We start from the raw sequence: 18707 nt of genomic DNA on the forward strand, positions 1-18707 counted from the left end.
CCGATTCTTCCTGCCGGGGAACCGTCTTGCCGGGGCCCTTCTGGGAGCGTGGTCCTACTCACCGGGGCGGATCAGCGCCGCCTCGTACGCGATGATCACGGCCTGCGCCCGGTCCCTGACGCCGAGCTTGGCGAACAGGCTCGTCACGTGGTTCTTCACGGTCGAGGGGGAGACCGCGAGGCCCTGCGCGATCTCCGCGTTCGACCGGCCGCGCGCGATGAGCACGAGGATCTCCCGTTCGCGGTCGGTGAGCCCGGCCAGCCTGGCGGGGGCCGGCCGCGGGGGAGTGGCGCGGACGTACGTGCCGATCAGCCTGGTCAGCAGGCGCGGCGCGACGGCCGACTCGCCGCGGTGCACCACGCGCACGCCCTCGATCAGCTCCTCGGGGGAGACGTCCTTGGGCAGGAACCCGTCCGCGCCCGCGCGCAGCGCCGCCACCACGTTCTCGTCCAGGTCGAACGTGCTCAGCGCGAGCACCCGCACACCGGTCAGCTCCGAGGTGATCAGCTCGGTCGCGCGGACGCCGTCCATGTCCGGCATGTGCAGGTCCATCAGCACGACGTCGGGCCGCAGCCGCCGGCTCAGCTTCACCGCCTGCGCGCCGTCGGCGGCCTCGCCCACCACCGACAGGTCGGGCTGGGCGTCCAGCATCAGCCGGAAGCCGGTGCGCACCAGCGCGTGGTCGTCGGCCAGCAGCACCTTGATCATGTGGTCTCCAGCGGGATGCGGGCGTGCACGCGGAATCCTCCCTCCGGCCGGGGTCCGGTGGACAGCCGGCCGCCGCACAACGCCACCCGCTCGGCCATGCCGCCGAGCCCGAACCCGGGTGTCCCGCCGCTCTTCGGCAGCCCGTCGTCGACCACCTCGACCTCGACGGCCCCGGGCTCGTACGCCAGCCGCACGCTCGCCGTGGCGCCCTCCGCGTGTTTGCGCGTGTTGGTCAGCGCCTCCTGCACGATCCGGTAGACGGCGTGGTCCACGGCGGCGGGCAGCCGGACGGGCTCACCCGTGACGGTCAGGCCGGTGGGCAGCCCGGCCGACCTGGCCTCCTTGACCAGCTCGGGCAGCCGGTCCGCGCCGACCCCGGTGGCCGCGTCGGGCCCCTCGTTGCCGTCGGCGCGTAACACGTCGAGCAGGCGGCGCATCTCCGTCATCGCCTGCCGGGCGGTCTGCTCGGCGCTCTCCAGCGCGTCCCTGGTGACCTGCTGACCGGGCGGCAGCGTCGCCCGCGCGCCGCCGACCAGCGCGTTGATCACGGTGATGTGGTGGGCGACCACGTCGTGCAGCTCCCTGGCGATGCGCCGCCGCTCGGCGCGCACGGCCGCGTCCGCGACCTCCTGCCGGGTACGCTCGGCCAGCTCCGCCCTGAGCCGGACGATCACCCCGACGCCGACGGCGGCCGTCATGAACAGCAGGGCGCCCAGCCAGTTGCCCCGCCCGGGCCAGAAGTACTCCAGCGCCGCGGCGTAGACGACGAACCCCGCCAGCGCGCCCGCCATGGTCGTGCGGCCGCTCGTGTGCCGCCCCACGCTGTAGTACGCGATGACCGAGGGCAGGTTGTTGACCTGGACGAGGTGCGTGGCGAAGCCGGCGACGTCGAGCGCCGTCACCAGCGCGGCCGTCAGGAGCGGCCGGCGCCGCCGCATGAGGAGGAGCAGCGCGCCCAGCAGGTAGTGGGCCGCGCCGAGCGCCGTGCGCGTCTCACCCTGCACGATCATGGAGATCAGGCCGATGAGCGCCGGGATGGAGATCACCGTCACCAGGGCGGCGTCGAGAACCGGGGGGCGTTGCAAGAAACGCACGATCTTCACGAATTTTCGTGCCACGCGCACGTTCAGAACACTAAGTCATGAGATTTCGACATTGCGGGGAGTTTTCCGTGCGGTGAAAACCAGGGCTACAGCCGGGCGCACGCGCTGCGGTAACGTCGGCGCCAACGAGGGAGCGCACGCGGAGGGACGGGCATGAGCCGTACGGCACAGGTGGTCTGGGACGACGCCCTCACCTCCTACAACTTCGGCCCCAGCCATCCGATGGCCCCGGTGCGCGTCGAGCTGACCATGGCGCTCGCCCGCGAGCTGGGCGTGCTCGACAAGGTCGAGCTGGGCGGCTGCGTCCCCGCGACCGACGACGAGCTGGCCATGGTCCACCGCCCCGGCTACATCGAGGCCGTCAAGCGCGTGTCCGCCACCGGGCAGCCCGACCCTGGCGCCGGGCTCGGCACCATGGACAACCCCGCGTTCAAGGGCGTCCACGAGGCGTCGGCACTGATCGCGGGCGCCTCGCTGGCCGCCGCCCGCGCGGTGTGGGAGGGCACGGCCGAGCACGCGGTCAACGTCGCCGGCGGCCTCCACCACGCCATGCCCGCCATGGCCAGCGGCTTCTGCGTCTACAACGACCCCGCCCTCGCCATCGCCTGGCTGCTGCGCCAGGGCGCCCGCCGGGTCGCGTACGTCGACGTCGACGTCCACCACGGCGACGGCGTGCAGGCGGCCTTCTACGACGACCCCCGGGTGCTGACGATCAGCCTGCACGAGAGCCCGCGCACGCTCTTCCCCGGCACGGGGTTCCCCGAGGAGACCGGCGCCGACGGCACGGCGGTCAACGTCGCGCTCCCGGCCGGCTGCGGCGACGCCGGCTGGCTGCGGGCCTTCCACGCGATCGTGCCGCCGCTGGTGCACGAGTTCGCGCCCGAGATCCTGGTGACCCAGCACGGCTGCGACAGCCACGCCCTCGACCCGCTGGCCAACCTGATGCTGAGCCTCGACGGCCAGCGCGCCGCGTACGCCGCCCTGCACCGCCTGGCCCACGAGGCGGCCGGCGGCCGGTGGATCGCGGTCGGCGGCGGCGGTTACGAGCTCGTGCAGGTGGTGCCGCGGGCGTGGACGCACCTCATCGCGGAGGCCGCGGGACACCCCGTCGACCCCGCCACCCCGACCCCGCAGAGCTGGCGCCAGTTCGTACGCGACCGCACCGGCGAAACCGCGCCGCTCACCATGACAGACGGCAGAAACCCGGAATTCACCGACCTGTCCGGTGGTTATGACCCTGCGGACCCCATTGACCGTGCTGTCATGGCGACCCGGAATGCGGTGTTCCCCCTGCACGGCCTCGATCCCATGCCCTGACCTGAGGAAAGATGCAGTGCTGAGCCGCGACGAACTCCGTGAGCACCTTGTCCGAAGCCGTATCGCCGGCGATGTCGCGACCTCCCGCGAGAACAACCTCGACCACTACAGCTCGCTGGCCAACGGCGACCCCTACTACGCGCTCGGGCTGACGTTCGACCAGCCGTGGTCGTACCGCGACATCCTCGCGCTGATGGCCAAGTCGGCGGGTGTCGTCTCCGATCCCGGCCACCGTTCGGGCCAGGACACCATCGACCCCGACCTGACGATCGACGCGATCGACGCCATGGCCGAGCGGGTCGCCGGGGTCCTGTCGCGGCCCGCGCCGCGCGTCCTGCTGGCCACCGGCCACCCCACCGGCCTGCTGGCCGTCCACCTGCCGCTGGCCGCCCTGTGCCAGGCGAACGGCGCCGTCCTGGTGACCCCCGCCGAGGGCTGGACGTACGCCGGCTCCGGGTTCGGGCGTCCGCGCCGGATCCGCTATCTGCAGGACGTCGCCATGCTCGACGACAAGGGCAACTTCGTGCACACCCACGACGCGGCCCCGATGCGCCACATGCTCGGAGAACTCGACGGCGACCTGCCCGACCTGGTGATCGCCGACCACGGCTGGGCCGGAGCGGCCGGCGAGGCCGGCGTGCCGACGGTGGCCTTCGCCGACTCCAACGACCCGGGGCTCTTCGTGGGCGAGGCCGAGGGCAAAATCGATGTGGTGGTCCCGCTCGACGACAATGTGTTGCCGCGCTATTACGCTCCGCTGACGGAGCGGCTCGTCACACAGGTCTCACGAGCCCTTTGAGTCGAATTCGGTCCTCCCGATACTGTCTTTTCGCGCCTGCATTCCAAGAGGCTCGCTGTCCCTTTGCCAACTTTTGACCGGTCTCCGGCGACTCTTATGTGTGGCAGCTTGGACAGTTCCAAGGTCCAAGTGAGGTGCTCGGCCTGGCTGCTGGCCAGCGATTTCGCTGGTTCGCCTGACAGTCGGCTCCGTGGACTGAGAAAATAGGGGGTTTGCGCACTCGGAGTCCCGACTTACGCTGACGGCAGTACACGTGCGTGAGCAATGGCACCAGTGGGGATAACCCGGAAACACGTGCGGAAGAGGCGTCCGATGGGTGCAGGCGAAAGACCTCTCAGCGAGGTGAAGTTCCTGACCGTCGCGGAAGTGGCGACGGTCATGAGGGTGTCCAAGATGACGGTGTACCGGCTCGTCCACTCCGGCGAGCTGCCGGCCATCCGCGTCGGCCGCTCGTTCAGGGTCCCTGAGCAGGCGGTACACGACTATCTCCGGGAGGCCTACATCGAGGCAGGTTGACGTAGCGGCACGTCAGACCGTGTCGTGAGTGCTGACGCGGGGAAGGCCCGGTCGCCGCGGCGCGTCCGGGCCCTCACCCCCGGTGGGGCGATCTACCATGGATCGCCGGTAGTCTGTGAGCCGGTGTGCGCTCGCACTCCGGTTCAGACTTGCTATCACCACCTGGGGGTCCCGTGGGCTCTGTGATCAAGAAGCGCCGCAAGCGGATGGCTAAGAAGAAGCACCGCAAGCTGCTCAAGAAGACGCGCATCCAGCGGCGTAACAAGAAGTAACCGACGCCAGCTGCGAGGCGCTGATGACCCACACCGTGCTAGTCACCGGGGTCTCGCGCCACATAGGCGCCCGGGTGGCGAGTGTTCTGGCGGCAGATCCCGACATCACCCGTGTCATCGGAGTGGACACCGTGCCGCCGCCCTCTCTCACGCGAGAAGGCGGCATCTCCCTCGGCGGAACGGAGTTCGTCCGGGTGGATCTGCGCAGCCCCGACATCGCCCAGGTGATCGCGGCCGCGGACATCGACACCGTTGTGCACATGAGTCTGGTCAGCGCTCCGTCGAGGAGCGGGGGCCGGGCGGCGATGAAAGAGCACAACATCATCGGCACCATGCAGTTGCTCGGTGCCTGCCAGCGGTCGGCGACCGTGCGGCGCGTGGTGGTCCGCTCCACCACCGCCGTCTACGGCTCGTCACCGCGGGATCCCGCGGTCTTCACCGAAGACCTGGAGCCCCACGTCGGCGGTCCCGTCCACGGCTACGCCAAGGACGCGGCCGAGGTCGAGGGCTATGTCCGGGGTTTCGCGCGGCGCCGTCCCGACGTGACGGTGTCGTTGTTGCGCTTCGCCAACTTCATGGGTCCGGGCGTCGACTCGCCGCTGACGCGTTATTTCACCCAGCCGGTGCTGCCGACCGTGTTCGGCTTCGACCCGAGGCTGCAGTTCATCCATGAGGACGACGCGGTCGAGGTGTTGCGCCGGATGGCGACCGAGGATCACCCCGGCACGTTCAACGTGGCCGGGGCAGGCGTGCTGCTGTTGTCGCAGTGCGCGCGGCGGGCGGGGCGGCCGTCGATGCCGCTGTTCTCCCCCGCCTTCAAGGCCCTGGGCAACGCCGTGCGCAGGCTGGGGCTGGTCGAGTACTCCCCCGAGCAGGTCAGGCTGATGAGCTACGGCCGCGTGGTCGACACCTCGCGGCTGGAGGCGGCGCTGGGGTGGAGGCCCAAGTTCTCCACCGGCGCGGCGTTCGACGAGTTCCTGCGTTCGCGGGGGCTGCGGCCGTTCGGAGGTTCGCGGTGATGGGCGTTTCCGGGCACGGGGAGGACGGCCGGGTGATCCCGATCACCGCGGCGCCGTCGTACGCCGAGCCCGAGCCGCTGGCCAAGGCGCTGGCCTTCCTGCGCCGGCGGATCACCGGCGACTACGAGGTCGACGAGTTCGGCTACGACCCCGAGCTGACCGACAAGGTCGTGCTGGAGCTGATCAGGCCGATCTACCACCACTGGTTCCGGGTCGAGTCGCTCGAGGTGAAGAACGTGCCCCAGGAGGGCGGCGCGCTCATCGTCGCCAACCACTCCGGCACGCTCCCGATCGACGCGCTGATGTTGCAGGTCGCGATGCACGACGAGGCCGGCCGGGCGCTGCGGCTGCTCGGCGCCGACCTGGTCTACCAGCTGCCGGTGCTCAGCCACGTCGCCCGCAAGACCGGCCACACGCTGGCCTGCCGCGAGGACGCCGACCGGCTGCTGCGCAAGGGCGAGATCGTCGGGGTGTTCCCCGAGGGCTTCAAGGGCGTCGGCAAGCCGTTCTCCGAGCGCTACAAGCTGCAGCGCTTCGGCCGGGGCGGCTTCGTGGCCTCGGCCATCCGCGCCGGGGTGCCGATCGTGCCCACCGCGATCGTCGGCGCCGAGGAGATCTACCCCAAGATCGGCGACCTGAAGTTCCTGGCCCGCACGCTCGGGCTGCCCTACGTGCCGATCACCCCGTTCTTCCCGCTGCTCGGGCCGCTCGGCCTGGTGCCGCTGCCGTCGAAGTGGCTGATCGAGTTCGGCGAGCCCATCCGTACCGACGAGTACGACCACGCGGCGGCCGACGACCCCATGCTGGTCTTCAACCTCACCGACCACGTCCGCGAGGCGATCCAGCAGCTGCTCAACGAGCTGCGGCTGCGCCGGGGCCACGCCTTCCCGCCGTTCTTCTGAGCGGCTCCCGTGAACCCGCGAGGCGGGTCGCGGCAAGACATGCGTGACCGATCCCCCACAGAAGGGCGGAGATGATCACGCAACCCGCCGTCAGGGGTGCGGACTCCGAGCTCGTGAGCGCCTCGTGGACCGACCCCGAGGCGTTCGCCGAGCTCTTCGACCGCTACTCCGCCATGCTCTACCGCTACGTCTCCAAACGCCTCGGCCCGGAACAGGCCGAGGACCTCGTCGGGGAGACGTTCCTGATCGCGTTCGCCCGCCGCAGGAGCTACGACCTGGCCTACGCCGACGCCCGCCCGTGGTTGTTCGGCATCCTCACCAAGCTCGTCTCGCGGCACCACCGCAAGGAGGCCGCCCGCTACCGCGCCCTGCTGCGCGCCCCCGTCGACTCCGCGGTGGAGTCGCCCGCCGACCGGGTGGCCGCCGGGGTGACCGCGCGTGCCGTGCGCGCGGAGCTGGCCGGCGCGCTGGCCGCGCTGCCCGCCAAGGACCGCGACGTGCTGCTGCTGATCGCCTGGGGCGACCTCACGTACGAGGAGGTCGCGCAGGCGCTCGGCATCCCCGTGGGCACCGTGCGCTCCCGCCTCAACAGGGGCAGGCGGAAGGTACGGGCCGCGCTCGGCGACACCAACCCCATGGAGGAGGAGTGACGATGGACGACCTGAAGCTGCTCCGCGACCTCGGGGCCGAGCTGGAGCACGAGCCGCCGGCGACGCTGGCCCGCCAGCGGCATCGCCTGTTCACCGGCCGCCGGCGGCGCAGGCCGGGGTGGTGGGCCGCCGGGCTGGTGGCCGTCGCGACGTCCGTCGCGGTCGCGGTGCCCGTCGTGCTCGTCGGCGACCGTCACGACCCGGACCGCACGATCGTCGCCGAGCCCGTGGACGTGAGCGGCACCCGCAACGTGCTCGTCGTCGGCTCGGACACGCGCGAGGGGGAGGGCAACGCGCAGTACGGGCCGGGGCAGGCCCGGGCCGGCGTCGGCGCGCGCTCCGACACCATCATGATCGTCCACCTGCCGGCCGACCGGAGGACGGCGACCGCCGTCAGCGTTCCCCGGGACTCGATGGTGCGCATCCCGCGCTGCGGCTCCTCCCCGCCCCGCGTGGACATGATCAACTCGGCGTACGACAACGGCGGGGTCGCGTGCCTGCGGACGACGCTGGAGAAGCTCACGGGGCTGCGCCTGGACCACACGGTCGAGGTGGACTTCACGGGCTTCAAGGACATGGTGGACGCCCTGGGAGGGGTGACGGTCACGCTGCCCAGGCCGGTGGACGACAGGGCGTCGAAGCTGAGGCTGCCCGCGGGCAGGTCACATCTCGACGGCGAGCAAGCCCTCGGCTACGTCCGCCTGCGTCACTACGGCGACGGCTCGGACATCGCCCGCATCAAGCGGCAGCAGACGGTCGTGGTGGCGATGGTGCGCCAGGTGAAGAGCGCGCTCGGCGAGCCCGTCAAGCTGGAGGAACTGCTGAAGGAGGTTCGCGAGTCGGTGCGGACGGATCTCAGCATGGAGTCGATGTACCAGCTCGCCACGGAGTTGTCGGGGGCCAGGCTCGACGTGGCCTCGGTGCCGTGGATGCCGCATCCGGAGGACAAGAACCGGATCGCCTGGAAACAGCCGGACGCGGACAAGCTGTTCGCCACACTGCGCTGAGCAGGGGGCGGTGCGGGCAGCGGTCAGCGGTCGCGGTAGTGGCGGCGCAGGGCGATGCCGGCCGCCACGCTGCCCGCCACGGCGCCCACGCCGGCCGCTATCGGCAACGCGGCCATCGTCGCCTTGCGGCCGGTGCGGAAGTCCTTGATCGGCCAGTCGTGCTTCCTGGCGTGTTCGCGCAGCTCGCTGTCGGGGTTGATGGCCACGGCGTGCCCCACCAGCGACAACATGGGCAGGTCGTTGGCGGAGTCGCTGTAGGCGGTGCAGCGGGTGAGGTCGAGGCCCTCGCGGCGGGCCAGCGCCCGCACCGCCTCGGCCTTGGCCGGCCCGTGGAGCAGGTCGCCGACCAGCCGCCCGGTGTAGACGCCGTTGCTGGTCTCGGCGACCGTGCCGAGCGCGCCGGTCAGGCCGAGCCGCTGGGCGATGACCCGGGCCAGCTCGATCGGCGTGGCGGTGACCAGCCAGACCCGCTGGCCGGCGTCGAGGTGGCTCTGCGCGAGCGCGCGCGTGCCGCCCCAGATGCGGTCGGCCATGACCTCGTCGTAGATCTCCTCGCCGAGGCGTACGACGTCGTCGACCTTGGTGCCGGCGACGAACGCCAGCGCGGTCTCCCTGGCCACGGCGATGTGCTCCGGGTTCTCGTTGCCGCGCAGCCGGAACACCGCCTGCCCGACCGCGAACTTGAACAGGTCGGACGAGGTGAACAGCCCGCGCGTGGCCAGCCCGCGGGCGAAGTGGTAGATCGACGCGCCGCGCATCATGGTGTTGTCGACGTCGAAGAAGGCCGCGGCGTCCAGGTCGGGCTCGACCGGGGCAACGGTGACCGCAGCCTGTGCCGCGGCCTCGCCTGCGACCTCCGGCTGCACTTCCTGTCGTCGTCGCATGAGCCGCCACATGCGGTTCAGCTTAACTTCCTACTCAGGGGGGACCAGACCGTCGATGTAGTCCAGATAGTCCTGAGCCTGGGCGAGCTGGGAGTCGTCGAGCTCCTGCAACATCGGCTTGACGGTTTCTTTCTGCTTCTCCGCGAATTTCTTGATCTTCGGCGAGCGCGGCTCGACGCGTTCGAGCCGCTCGATGCCGACCCGCGTCGACTTCTCCATGTCCTTAAGCGTCCTGCCGATCAGCGGGCCGCCGCTGGAGGAGCCGAGCAGGCTCGCGACCTCCTTGGCACGGGTCTCGGCCGAGGTGAGCTCGCGCTGTCCGCGTTCCGCGTCGTCGGCGCTCAGGTGGACGAACGTGCTCTCGGCGGCGCGCTTGAGCGGGTAGAGGGTGTCGCCCGGCACGGCCTGGTAGGTGGCGAAGGACGAGACCATCATCGCCCCCGCGAGCCCCACCGCGGCCAGCTGCGACAGCAGCGACCGGCGCCGCGACGGGCGCCGGTGGGCGCCCGTGGTCACGCCGGACACGCGTCCGGCCGGCTCGGGCCGCTCGGCGAGCCCGCCGGAGGCCAGTTCGGCGCGCAGACGTTCGCGGAAGGCCGGCGCGGGACCGCCGCCGAGCGGCATCTCCCGCAGCTCGGTGAGGTGTTCGAGCACGCGCTCCCGCCGCCTGCGCGCCCTGCTCATGAGTGCCCCCTGACCGCTCCGGTCGTGACACCGTTCCTAACGAGACCCCGGTGGCCGAGGTTACGCCAGGTCCTGTTTGAGCGCCCTGGCCAGGGCTCGGATGGCACGGAACTGCAGCGCTTTGATCGCTCCACTCTTCTTCCCCATGATCAGCGCGGTTTCCGCGAGCGAGAGGCCGTGCAGGAAACGCAGGACGACGCATTCCTGCTGTTCGGGATTGAGATCTCGGACGGCGCGCAGCACCCGGTCGTTGATGATGGCCGTGACCACGGCGTTCTCGGGGATGTGGGAGCCTTCGAGGGGGACGTCGATCACCTCGGCCGTGGTGACCTCGAGCCGGTAGCGCCCCGACTTGAAGTGGTCGGCCACCAGGTTCCTGGCGATGGTCACGAGCCAGGCCCCGAAGTCGCGGCCCTGCCAGGTGAAGTCGCCGATCTTGCGTAACGCCCGCAGGAACGTCTCACTGGTCAGGTCCTCCGCCAGCGGGTGGGAGCCGACCCGGAAGTAGACGTAGCGGTAGACCAGGTCCACGTAGCGGTCGTAGAGCGTGCCAAAGGAGTCCGTGCACCCGTTCTTGGCGTGCAGCACCAGCGTACGGAGGTCGTCGGTCACGTCTTCGCGCACGGCGAGCTCGCCCGTCCGGGCAGGTCCAGCGATCGCTGGCGCGAGCAGCCCGGCGAACGGCGACGAGTCAGGCATCCGATATCCCTGGGGGTAAGGGGTGCGGCGTGCTCGAACACTCTAGAAATCAACGGGAAATTCCACAATCCACACGGTGCTGGCATGGCATCCCTTCACCGGCGGATACCGTGGAGGCGCACACCCCTGAAACCCGCGGTGCGCCGTCGTACGCGCTCACCGTGGTCCGGACCCCGTTCCCTCTTCGGCTACCGGCCTGGAGGCATCGTCCGGCAGCATTGGAGTCACCATGGAGATCCTCGTTGCTGTCCTAGCCTTTGCCGGAGCCCTGCTCGCCGCGGTCGCGGCCGGAGCCCTGATCCAACGACTACGCGAGGAATCCGAGGGGTGGCTCATCGCGTGGACCGTTGCCGTCGTGGCGCTGGCGCTGTCGCTGGGCGCGGTCGGTCTCGGCTCGCTGGCCGGGTTCGGCGACGTGACGTTCCGGGTCTACCAGGTGGCGGGATCGCTGCTGGCGCCGCTGTGGCTCGCCGTCGGGCTCGTGCAGCTGCTGGCGGAGAAGGTGCCGCCGCGGTTCCTGGCCTGGCTGTTCGGCATCGCGCTGACCATCGTCTCCGTGGTCATCATGGTCTTCGACCCGCTGAAGACCGACGAGATGGGCAAGTCGCTGCCGCCGGGCGCCGACCACTGGAACCTTCCCCCCGCCTACCTGCTGGTCGGCGTGCACACCATCGACCTGGTCGTGATGCTCGCCATGCTGGTGGTGGCCGGCCTGAAGTGGCGCGACGGCGACGAGTACGACACCGACAACCTCCACGCGACCGCCGTCGTCGTGCCGTCGGGCCTCGCGCTCGTGGGGGCGATGCGCTTCACCGTGCCCGCGCTGTTCACCACGGCGCTGCTGGCAGTGGCGGCGGCCGCGGTCTGGTACACCGTGCTGCGCCCGCTGGCGCCGTACGAGGACGACGAGGACGATTTCGGTCCCGAGCCCGACGAACGGCCCTCGCGCCGCGAGGAGCGCTCTCAGCGCCGTGACGAGCGCGTCTCCCACCGCGAGGAGCGGCCCATGATCCCCGAGGACCGTCCGCTCTACCGCGACGACCCGCCGCGCAGGCCGATGCCGGAGCCGGTGCCGGTCGCCGACGTGCCGCCCGCGCCGCCACGCCGCGCCTCCGGGCTGGGCGACCTGGTCGCCGAATACCGGGCGGGCGACAGGGAGGTCGACTACGCCGCCCGCATGGCGCCGGCGTCCGACCCCGGCCCCTCGACCGGCTACATCATGAACGGCGCCGCGGCCGACTACACGATGGCCTCGCCCGCCCCGGCCACCGGCGCCGTCTACCCGGGCGCCGAGTTGTTCACGCCCGCCCAGCAGCAGCCCGCCTCGGGCAAGCTGTCGCCGAGCATCTACGGCCTGCTCACCGTCTTCACGATCATGGACGGCGCCGGCGACGCGTTCGACCGGCTGGCCGAGGCCACCGTCGAGGCCGTGCGCAGGGGCGAGCCCGACACGCTCGTGTACGCCTGCCACGCCGTCAAGTCGGCCCCGCTGCAGCGCATCGTCTACGAGCTCTACCGCGACGAGGTGGCCTACCGCGACCACCAGCGCCAGCCGCACATGGAGAGATTCGTCAACGAGCGGCAGGCGATGGTGCTGGCCACCAACGTCATCGAGCTCAACGTCAACGCCGCGAAGGTGGTGCCGCTCCCGACGGTGATGTTCTAGCCGGTCAGCGCGGCGCGCAGCCGGCTCTCGTCGACCCGCCAGAAGTCGTGCTGCACGCCGTCGATCAGCGTGACCGGGATCATCTCCCAGTACTTCTCCCTCAGCTCCTCGGAGGAGTCGATGCTGACCTCCTCCCACGGCACGCCCAGCTCGCCCGCGACCCGGGCGATGACCTCGCGGGCGTCGTCACACAGGTGGCAGCCGGGCTTGCCGAGCAAGGTGATGCGATGCATAGGGCCACGCTACCTCGGCCGACTTTGTGCATCGGTTCACAAAGGGCTTAACCTGAAAGACGGTTCGATTCCGTTCACGCGGTCCCCAAGCCGCCCGTTCCCTGGAGCACCGGCACGTGATGAGCCCGTCCCAGCCCCGTGACCGTGGCATCCCCGAGGCGACGGTCGCCAGGCTTCCGTTGTACCTCCGGGCGCTGCACGGGATGGCGGAGCGGGGCATCGCGACCGTCAGCTCCGAAGATCTCGCCGCGGCAGCCGGGGTCAACTCGGCCAAGCTGCGCAAGGATCTGTCTCATCTCGGCTCGTACGGCACTCGCGGCGTAGGCTATGACGTGGAATACCTCGTCTACCAGATCTCCCGCGAGCTCGGCCTGACGCAGGACTGGGCGGTGGCGATCGTCGGAGTCGGTAACCTCGGCCGCGCGCTCGCCAACTACGGCGGGTTCGTCTCCCGGGGCTTCAGGGTCGCGGCGCTCGTGGACGCCGACCCCGAAGTCGTGGGCGACACCATAGCGGGGTTGAATGTTGAGCACATCGACGAACTGGAAGCCGTGATCAAACGGCGTGGAGTCTCGATCGTGGTGTTGGCCACACCGGCGGCGGCGGCGCAGGAGGTCTGCGACCGCGTCGTCGCGGTGGGCGTGACCAGTATCCTGAACTTCGCCCCGGTTGTTCTTTCCGTCCCGGACACCGTCGATGTCCGTAAGGTCGACCTATCCATCGAACTGCAGATTCTCGCGTTCCACGAGCAACGCAAGGCTGGGGGGCCACTCATGGCAGTGGACAGTCAGTGAGTGTTCTGGCTATCGGACTCAGCCACCGGACGGCACCGGTGGCCCTGCTCGAACGTGTCTCGGTGACCGGTGACGCTCTCGTCAAACTGCTGCACGACGTACAGCGCGATCCCTGCGTCGCGGAGGCCATGGTGGTCTCGACCTGCAACCGGGTCGAGGTCTACGTCACGGTCGACCGCTTCCACGCCGCCGTCACGTCGATCAGCAACCTGCTGGGCGTGCATTCCGGCGTGCCCGTCGACGAGCTGACGCCGCACCTCTACGTCCACTACGAGGAGCGGGCGGTCGAGCATCTGTTCTCCATGGTGTGCGGACTCGACTCCATGGTGGTCGGCGAGGGCCAGATCCTCGGGCAGGTCCGTCAGGCGCTCAAGCTCGCCCAGCGCCAGGGCACTGTCGGGGCCACCCTCAACGACCTCGTCCAGCAGGCCCTGCGGGTCGGCAAGCGGGCCCACCACGAGACCGGCATCGACAAGGCGGGCGCCTCCCTCGTCACCGCCGGCCTCGCCCTGGCGGGCGAGCCGGCCGGAAAGCGCGCCCTGGTGATCGGCGCGGGCTCCATGAGCTCGCTGGCCGCCGCCACGCTGGCGCGCGCCGGGGTCACCGACATCGTCGTGGCCAACCGCACGTACGAGCGCGGCGCCCGGCTGGCCGAGTCGGTCGGCGGGCGCGCGGTGCACTTCTCCTCCGTCGCCGACGAGCTGGCCTCGGCCGACGTCGTCATCGCCTGCACGGGCGCGGGCCGTCACCTCATCACCCCCGACATGCTTTCCAGGCCGGCGTTCCTCCTCGACCTGGCGCTTCCCCACGACATCGACCCCTCGGTCCGCTCCGTGCCCGGCATCACGCTGGTCGACCTGGAGACGATCCAGGAGTCCGGCATCGGCTCCCGCGAGGGCGACGCCGTCCAGGCCGTGCGCGCCCTCGTGGCCGAGGAGCTGCGCGCCTACCTCGACGCCGAGCGGGCGGCCAAGGTCACCCCGACCGTGGTCGCGCTGCGCAGCAAGGCGGCGGACGTGGTCGAGGCCGAGCTGGGCCGGCTGCGCATGCGGCTGCCCGGTCTCGACGAGCGGGCCCGCGACGAGGTCGCCATGACCGTGCAGCGCGTGGTCGACAAGCTCCTGCACGAGCCCACCGTGCGTGTCAAGCAGCTCGCCACCTGCCCCGGAGGCGATCATTATGCGGAGGCGCTGCGTGAGCTGTTCGACCTCGATCCCAAGATGCCCGAGGCCGTGAGGGAGGTGGAGCTGTGACGTCCCCGCTCCGGCTCGGCACCCGCCGCAGCCTCATGGCCACCACGCAGTCCCAGATGGTGGCCGACGCCTACACCGCGCGCACCAGCCGGACGATCGAGCTGGTCGGCATCACGACGTTCGGCGACGTGACCAAGGCCCACCTCGCGCAGCTCGGCGGCACGGGCGTGTTCGTCAGCGCGCTGCGCGACAAGCTGATCGAGGACGAGGTCGACTTCGCCGTCCACTCGCTGAAGGACCTGCCGACCAAGCAGGACCCGCGCTTCACGCTGGCCGCCCTGCCCGCCCGCCACGACCACCGCGACGCCCTGGTCGGCCCGTGCAAGTTCGCCGACCTGCCGGCGGGGGCGAGGGTCGGCACCGGCTCGCCGCGCCGCGTCGCCATGCTGAGCGCGCTGCGCCCCGACCTCGAATACGTCGCCATCCGCGGCAACGCCGACACCCGCATCGGCAAGGTCGCCTCCGGCGAGCTCGACGCCGTCGTGCTCGCCTCGGCGGGGCTGACCCGCATCGGCCGCGGCGCCGAGGTCGCGCAGATCTTCGAGATCGAGGAGCTGCTGCCCGCGCCCGGCCAGGGCGCGCTGGCCGTCGAGTGCCGCGCCGACCGCCCCGACCTCATCGAGTACCTGAGTGTGCTCGACGACCCGGCCACCCGCTCCGCCGTGACGGCCGAGCGCGCCGTGCTGGCCGCCCTCGAGGCGGGATGCTCCGCCCCGGTGGGTGCTTTCGCGGTCGATGACGGGCACACTCTGAACCTGACCGCTGTTGTCGTCTCCATCGACGGCCGCGAAGCGGTCCGCAAGTCCGCCGCCGGCTCTCCTTCGGAGGCTGCTAACCTCGGCCGCCTCCTCGCGGCCGAGATGATCGCCGAAGGGGCCGACAGATTGATGGGGGAGCATTCCCATTGAGCTCCGATAGTCCAACCTCCGGTTTCGTCGCGTTCGTGGGCGCGGGACCCGGCGATCCCAACCTGCTCACGCTGCGCGCCGCCGAGCTGCTCGGCAAGGCCGACGCGGTGGTCCTCGGCGCGGAGGCCCACGCCCCGCTGCTGCGCCACTGCCGCGAAGGCGTCGAGGTCGCCACCGAGGGCGACTTCGTCCAGCGCGCCGCGCGCGGCCAGATGGTGGTGCGCCTGTGCGAGGGCGACCCCATGCTGTTCTCCTCGATCGTCGAGGAGGTCGCGGCCTGCACCGCGGCGGAGGTGGACTTCGAGATCTCTCCCGGCGTGCCGCCCGCGACGGCGGTGCTGACCTACGCCGGCATCCCCGCGGCGACCGGCGTGCCCGAGTTCCGCGTGATCGACGCCGCGCAGGAGCAGGACTGGGCCGCCCACGCCGCCACCCGCGGCACCCTGGTCATCTACAACGGCCTCGGTGACGCCGTCTCCATCGGCAAGGCGCTGATCGCGAACGGCAGGCCAGACACCACGCCGGTCGCCGTCAGCAGCGGCGGCACCACCACCGAGCAGTACACCGTGGTGTCCTCGCTCGGCCGGCTGCAGGCCGACCTCAAGCACGCCGGCTTCACCGAGCCCGCGCTGATCGTGGTCGGCGAGGCCGTGGCGCTGCGCGACAAGCTGTCGTGGTTCGAGACCAAGCCGCTGTTCGGCTGGCGGGTGCTGGTGCCGCGGACGAAGGAGCAGTCGCGCGGCCTGGTCGAGCAGCTCACCTCGTACGGCGCGGTGCCCGAGGAGGTGCCGACCATCTCGGTCGAGCCGCCCCGCACGCCGCAGCAGATGGACCGCGCGATCAAGGGCCTGGTCACCGGCCGCTACGAGTGGGTCGCCTTCACCAGCGCCAACGCCGTCAAGGCGGTCCGCGAGAAGTTCGAGGAGTACGGCCTCGACGCCCGCGCGTTCGCCGGGCTCAAGGTCGCCGCCGTGGGCGACGCGACCGCGCAGGCCCTGGTCGACTTCGGGGTCAAGCCCGACCTGCTGCCGTCGGGGGAGCAGTCGTCGGAGGGGCTGGTCGCCGAGTGGCCGCCGTACGACTCGATGCTCGACCCGATCAACCGCGTGCTGCTGCCGCGGGCCGACATCTCCACCGACACGCTCGTCGCCGGGCTCACCGAGCTCGGCTGGGAGTGCGACGACGTCACCGCCTACCGCACCGTGCGGGCCGCGCCGCCGCCCGCGCCGATCCGTGAGGCGATCAAGGGCGGCGGGTTCGACGCCGTGCTCTTCACCTCGTCGTCCACCGTGCGCAACCTCGTGGGCATCGCCGGCAAGCCGCACAACGTCACCGTGATCGCGGTCATCGGGCCGCAGACGGCCAAGACGGCCGAGGAGTTCGGGCTGCGGGTCGACGTCATGTCCGACAAGCCGTCCGCCTCCGCCCTGGCCGCCGCGCTGGCCGAGTTCGGAGCCAAGCAGCGTCAGGCGGCCCTGGCCGCGGGTGACACCCCGCGCAGGCCCTCGCAGAACCGCCGGGGCGCGAGAAGGAGAGCCAAGTGAGCGCGCAGTACCCCGTCGCCCGCCCCCGCCGGCTGCGCCGCACCCCGGCGCTGCGCCGCATGGTCGCGGGCACCCGCCTGCACCCGGCCGACCTGATCCTGCCGGCGTTCGTCAAGGAGGGCATCTCCGAGCCGCAGCCGGTCGCCTCGATGCCGGGCGTCGTCCAGCACACCCGCGACTCGCTGCGCAAGGCCGCCCGTGAGGCCGCCGAGGCGGGCGTGGGCGGCATCATCCTGTTCGGCATCCCCGCGGTGAAGGACGCCCGCGGCTCGGCCGCCGACGACCCCGACGGCATCCTCCAGGTGGCGCTGCGCGACGTGACCGCCGAGGTCGGCGACGCGCTCGTGGTCATGGCCGACACGTGCCTCGACGAGTTCACCGACAACGGCCACTGCGGCATCCTGACGCCGTCCGGCGACGTCGACAACGACGCCACCCTGGAGCGGTACGCCTCCATCGCGGTGGCCCAGGTGGAGGCCGGCTCGCAGATGGTGGCGCCGAGCGGGATGATGGACGGCCAGGTGGGCGCGATCCGCGCGGCGCTCGACGCCGCCGGTCACGGCAACGTGCCGATCCTCGCCTACACCGCCAAATACTCCTCCGCCTTCTACGGCCCGTTCCGCGACGCGGCCGAGTGCGCGCCGCAGTTCGGCGACCGCAGCACCCACCAGCAGGACCCCGCGGGGCCGCTGGAGGAGGCGCTGCGCGAGGTGCGCCTCGACCTGGCGGAGGGCGCCGACGCCGTGATGGTCAAGCCCGCGCTGGCCTATCTCGACGTCATCGCCCGCTTCCGCGACGAGGTGGACGTGCCGGTGGCCGCCTACCAGGTGAGCGGCGAGTACGCGATGATCGAGGCCGCCGCGGCCAACGGCTGGGTCGACCGCGACCGGATGATCAAGGAGTCGCTGGTCGCGATCAAGCGGGCCGGGGCCGACCTGATCCTGACGTACTGGGCGACGGAAGTGGCACGCGGGCTCTAACCCAGGGGTTTCCCGTCGACTCGTGTGGCCTGTGCGTTAGAGTGCCATGACAAGTGCTGGTGTGTCCCGCGTGTGCTGGTGCAGCCCGGAGCCGGGACCTCTTCAGGCGCTGACACTCTGACGGGAGACACCATGGTGGGGGTACCACTGGTTCGGCGTACCAAAAAGCGGTCCCGGCCGACGCGCATCGCGACAGTGCTGGAGTACGCCGCCTTGGGCTGGCCGGTCGTGCCGGGCGCCTCTCCGCTGCGCCACGGGCCGCGCGCGTGTTCCTGCGACCGCGTCGGGTGTCCCGACCCGGGCGCCCACCCGCTGTCGCCCGCCTGGAGCATGCAGGCCACGACGGACGCCGCCCAGCTCACGCGCTGGTGGCAGGCGGAGCCCGAGGCCAATGTGATCCTGCCCACGGGACGCGTCTTCGACGTCTTCGACGTACCGCTGTCCACCGGCCTGTCGGCCCTCACCCGGATCGACGAGGCCGGCGCCCACCCCGGCCCGGTCGCCACCCACGGCGACCGGGTCTTGTTCTACGTGGCCACCCGGGGCAACCCGGAGGACGAGGACGAGTGGTGGACGTGCCACCTCGACACCGGCCCGGCCACCATCGACGACACGCCGGGGCTGCGCTGGCACTGCCGCGACAGCTACGTCCTCGCCCCGCCGTCCACGCTCGTGGGCGGCCAGAGCGTCTCCTGGCTGCGCGAGCCCGACGGCCGGCCGCTGCCCGACCCGGTGCGCATCCTGGAGTGGCTCGCCGACTGACCCGCCG

Annotated in this window: 21 protein-coding genes; 15 read left to right on the forward strand and 6 right to left on the reverse strand. The window is 71.1% G+C overall.

Annotation, left to right across the window (positions count from 1 at the left end; all coding sequences use genetic code 11):
- Positions 1 to 54: 54 nt before the first annotated feature.
- Positions 55 to 708: a response regulator gene (locus C1J01_RS02370; protein ID WP_111175453.1), complete on the reverse strand. Its 654-nt coding sequence runs from the start codon at positions 706 to 708 to the stop codon at positions 55 to 57.
- Complete coding sequence (locus tag C1J01_RS02375; RefSeq protein ID WP_146615450.1) at positions 705 to 1793, reverse strand: sensor histidine kinase; 1089 nt, start codon at positions 1791 to 1793, stop codon at positions 705 to 707. The genes C1J01_RS02370 and C1J01_RS02375 overlap by 4 nt, the downstream gene beginning before the upstream one ends.
- A gap of 171 nt (positions 1794 to 1964) precedes the next feature.
- Here C1J01_RS02375 and C1J01_RS02380 point away from each other — a divergent pair, with 171 nt between their 5' ends.
- From C1J01_RS02380 to C1J01_RS02415, 8 genes are all read left to right on the forward strand, one after another.
- Positions 1965 to 3128, forward strand: a complete 1164-nt coding sequence (locus C1J01_RS02380) for an acetoin utilization protein AcuC (RefSeq protein ID WP_235854202.1) — start codon at positions 1965 to 1967, stop codon at positions 3126 to 3128.
- Positions 3129 to 3144: 16 nt separating this feature from the next.
- Positions 3145 to 3927: a phosphatase gene (locus C1J01_RS02385; RefSeq protein WP_111175459.1), complete on the forward strand. Its 783-nt coding sequence runs from the start codon at positions 3145 to 3147 to the stop codon at positions 3925 to 3927.
- 312 nt (positions 3928 to 4239) lie between these two features.
- A complete protein-coding gene (locus tag C1J01_RS02390; protein ID WP_026214222.1) occupies positions 4240 to 4443 on the forward strand; it encodes a helix-turn-helix domain-containing protein in 204 nt (67 codons plus the stop codon).
- Positions 4444 to 4616: 173 nt separating this feature from the next.
- On the forward strand, positions 4617 to 4715 hold the full coding sequence (locus tag C1J01_RS02395) for a 30S ribosomal protein bS22 (protein WP_018654693.1): 99 nt from the start codon (positions 4617 to 4619) through the stop codon (positions 4713 to 4715).
- Positions 4716 to 4738: 23 nt separating this feature from the next.
- Entirely contained in the window at positions 4739 to 5734 is a 996-nt protein-coding gene (locus C1J01_RS02400) for an NAD-dependent epimerase/dehydratase family protein (protein ID WP_111175461.1), read from the forward strand.
- Positions 5734 to 6636 carry a lysophospholipid acyltransferase family protein gene (locus C1J01_RS02405; protein ID WP_111175463.1) on the forward strand — a complete coding sequence of 301 codons (903 nt, stop codon included), beginning with the start codon at positions 5734 to 5736 and terminating at the stop codon, positions 6634 to 6636. The genes C1J01_RS02400 and C1J01_RS02405 overlap by 1 nt, the downstream gene beginning before the upstream one ends.
- Before the next feature lie 71 nt (positions 6637 to 6707).
- On the forward strand, positions 6708 to 7286 hold the full coding sequence (locus C1J01_RS02410) for an RNA polymerase sigma factor (RefSeq protein WP_111175465.1): 579 nt from the start codon (positions 6708 to 6710) through the stop codon (positions 7284 to 7286).
- Positions 7287 to 7288: 2 nt separating this feature from the next.
- Entirely contained in the window at positions 7289 to 8293 is a 1005-nt protein-coding gene (locus tag C1J01_RS02415; RefSeq protein ID WP_111175467.1) for an LCP family protein, read from the forward strand.
- 23 nt (positions 8294 to 8316) lie between these two features.
- Here the strand turns inward: C1J01_RS02415 and C1J01_RS02420 are convergent, their stop codons facing one another.
- From C1J01_RS02420 to C1J01_RS02430, 3 genes are read right to left on the reverse strand one after another with little or no spacing between them, the layout of a single operon-like run.
- The gene (locus tag C1J01_RS02420) at positions 8317 to 9177 is read right to left on the reverse strand and encodes an HAD family hydrolase (protein WP_235854203.1); all 861 of its coding nucleotides are present in this window, start codon (positions 9175 to 9177) and stop codon (positions 8317 to 8319) included.
- Positions 9178 to 9207: 30 nt separating this feature from the next.
- Positions 9208 to 9861 carry a DUF5667 domain-containing protein gene (locus C1J01_RS02425; RefSeq protein ID WP_111175471.1) on the reverse strand — a complete coding sequence of 218 codons (654 nt, stop codon included), beginning with the start codon at positions 9859 to 9861 and terminating at the stop codon, positions 9208 to 9210.
- A 60-nt stretch (positions 9862 to 9921) separates the two neighbouring features.
- Complete coding sequence (locus C1J01_RS02430; RefSeq protein ID WP_111175473.1) at positions 9922 to 10560, reverse strand: sigma-70 family RNA polymerase sigma factor; 639 nt, start codon at positions 10558 to 10560, stop codon at positions 9922 to 9924.
- 229 nt (positions 10561 to 10789) lie between these two features.
- Here C1J01_RS02430 and C1J01_RS02435 point away from each other — a divergent pair, with 229 nt between their 5' ends.
- Positions 10790 to 12226: a putative quinol monooxygenase gene (locus C1J01_RS02435; RefSeq protein ID WP_146615451.1), complete on the forward strand. Its 1437-nt coding sequence runs from the start codon at positions 10790 to 10792 to the stop codon at positions 12224 to 12226.
- Here C1J01_RS02435 and C1J01_RS02440 read toward each other — a convergent pair.
- Positions 12223 to 12459 (reverse strand): glutaredoxin family protein, encoded by a 237-nt coding sequence (locus C1J01_RS02440; RefSeq protein ID WP_111175477.1) that lies wholly within the window; start codon positions 12457 to 12459, stop codon positions 12223 to 12225. The two genes, C1J01_RS02435 and C1J01_RS02440, sit on opposite strands and share 4 nt — an antisense overlap.
- Positions 12460 to 12578: 119 nt before the next feature.
- Between C1J01_RS02440 and C1J01_RS02445 the strand changes: the two genes are divergently transcribed.
- The 6 genes from C1J01_RS02445 to C1J01_RS02470 all read left to right on the forward strand — a co-directional run bounded on the left by C1J01_RS02445 (position 12579) and on the right by C1J01_RS02470 (position 18700).
- The gene (locus C1J01_RS02445; RefSeq protein ID WP_111175557.1) at positions 12579 to 13253 is read left to right on the forward strand and encodes a redox-sensing transcriptional repressor Rex; all 675 of its coding nucleotides are present in this window, start codon (positions 12579 to 12581) and stop codon (positions 13251 to 13253) included.
- Entirely contained in the window at positions 13250 to 14506 is a 1257-nt protein-coding gene (locus C1J01_RS02450) for a glutamyl-tRNA reductase (protein WP_111175479.1), read from the forward strand. The genes C1J01_RS02445 and C1J01_RS02450 overlap by 4 nt, the downstream gene beginning before the upstream one ends.
- The gene (hemC, locus tag C1J01_RS02455) at positions 14503 to 15414 is read left to right on the forward strand and encodes a hydroxymethylbilane synthase (RefSeq protein ID WP_111175481.1); all 912 of its coding nucleotides are present in this window, start codon (positions 14503 to 14505) and stop codon (positions 15412 to 15414) included. The genes C1J01_RS02450 and hemC overlap by 4 nt, the downstream gene beginning before the upstream one ends.
- A 35-nt stretch (positions 15415 to 15449) precedes the next feature.
- The gene (locus tag C1J01_RS02460; protein WP_111175483.1) at positions 15450 to 16958 is read left to right on the forward strand and encodes a bifunctional uroporphyrinogen-III C-methyltransferase/uroporphyrinogen-III synthase; all 1509 of its coding nucleotides are present in this window, start codon (positions 15450 to 15452) and stop codon (positions 16956 to 16958) included.
- Positions 16955 to 17938 carry a porphobilinogen synthase gene (hemB, locus tag C1J01_RS02465; RefSeq protein ID WP_111175485.1) on the forward strand — a complete coding sequence of 328 codons (984 nt, stop codon included), beginning with the start codon at positions 16955 to 16957 and terminating at the stop codon, positions 17936 to 17938. Before C1J01_RS02460 ends, hemB begins: the two co-directional genes overlap by 4 nt.
- Before the next feature lie 132 nt (positions 17939 to 18070).
- Entirely contained in the window at positions 18071 to 18700 is a 630-nt protein-coding gene (locus C1J01_RS02470) for a bifunctional DNA primase/polymerase (RefSeq protein ID WP_111175487.1), read from the forward strand.
- Positions 18701 to 18707 lie beyond the last annotated feature (7 nt).

Source organism: Nonomuraea aridisoli (assembly GCF_003236395.1).
GTDB lineage: Bacteria > Actinomycetota > Actinomycetes > Streptosporangiales > Streptosporangiaceae > Nonomuraea > Nonomuraea aridisoli.

Coding starts and splice junctions, on each gene's coding strand:
- C1J01_RS02440 (WP_111175477.1), bottom strand. CDS start 12,459: ATGCATCGCATCACCTTGCTCGGCAAGCCCGGCTGCCACCTGTGTGAC.
- C1J01_RS02425 (WP_111175471.1), bottom strand. CDS start 9,861: ATGAGCAGGGCGCGCAGGCGGCGGGAGCGCGTGCTCGAACACCTCACC.
- C1J01_RS02415 (WP_111175467.1), top strand. CDS start 7,289: ATGGACGACCTGAAGCTGCTCCGCGACCTCGGGGCCGAGCTGGAGCAC.
- C1J01_RS02430 (WP_111175473.1), bottom strand. CDS start 10,560: ATGCCTGACTCGTCGCCGTTCGCCGGGCTGCTCGCGCCAGCGATCGCT.
- C1J01_RS02410 (WP_111175465.1), top strand. CDS start 6,708: ATGATCACGCAACCCGCCGTCAGGGGTGCGGACTCCGAGCTCGTGAGC.
- C1J01_RS02445 (WP_111175557.1), top strand. CDS start 12,579: ATGAGCCCGTCCCAGCCCCGTGACCGTGGCATCCCCGAGGCGACGGTC.
- C1J01_RS02370 (WP_111175453.1), bottom strand. CDS start 708: ATGATCAAGGTGCTGCTGGCCGACGACCACGCGCTGGTGCGCACCGGC.
- C1J01_RS02420 (WP_235854203.1), bottom strand. CDS start 9,177: ATGCGACGACGACAGGAAGTGCAGCCGGAGGTCGCAGGCGAGGCCGCG.
- C1J01_RS02400 (WP_111175461.1), top strand. CDS start 4,739: ATGACCCACACCGTGCTAGTCACCGGGGTCTCGCGCCACATAGGCGCC.
- C1J01_RS02390 (WP_026214222.1), top strand. CDS start 4,240: ATGGGTGCAGGCGAAAGACCTCTCAGCGAGGTGAAGTTCCTGACCGTC.
- C1J01_RS02435 (WP_146615451.1), top strand. CDS start 10,790: ATGGAGATCCTCGTTGCTGTCCTAGCCTTTGCCGGAGCCCTGCTCGCC.
- C1J01_RS02405 (WP_111175463.1), top strand. CDS start 5,734: ATGGGCGTTTCCGGGCACGGGGAGGACGGCCGGGTGATCCCGATCACC.
- C1J01_RS02380 (WP_235854202.1), top strand. CDS start 1,965: ATGAGCCGTACGGCACAGGTGGTCTGGGACGACGCCCTCACCTCCTAC.
- C1J01_RS02470 (WP_111175487.1), top strand. CDS start 18,071: ATGGTGGGGGTACCACTGGTTCGGCGTACCAAAAAGCGGTCCCGGCCG.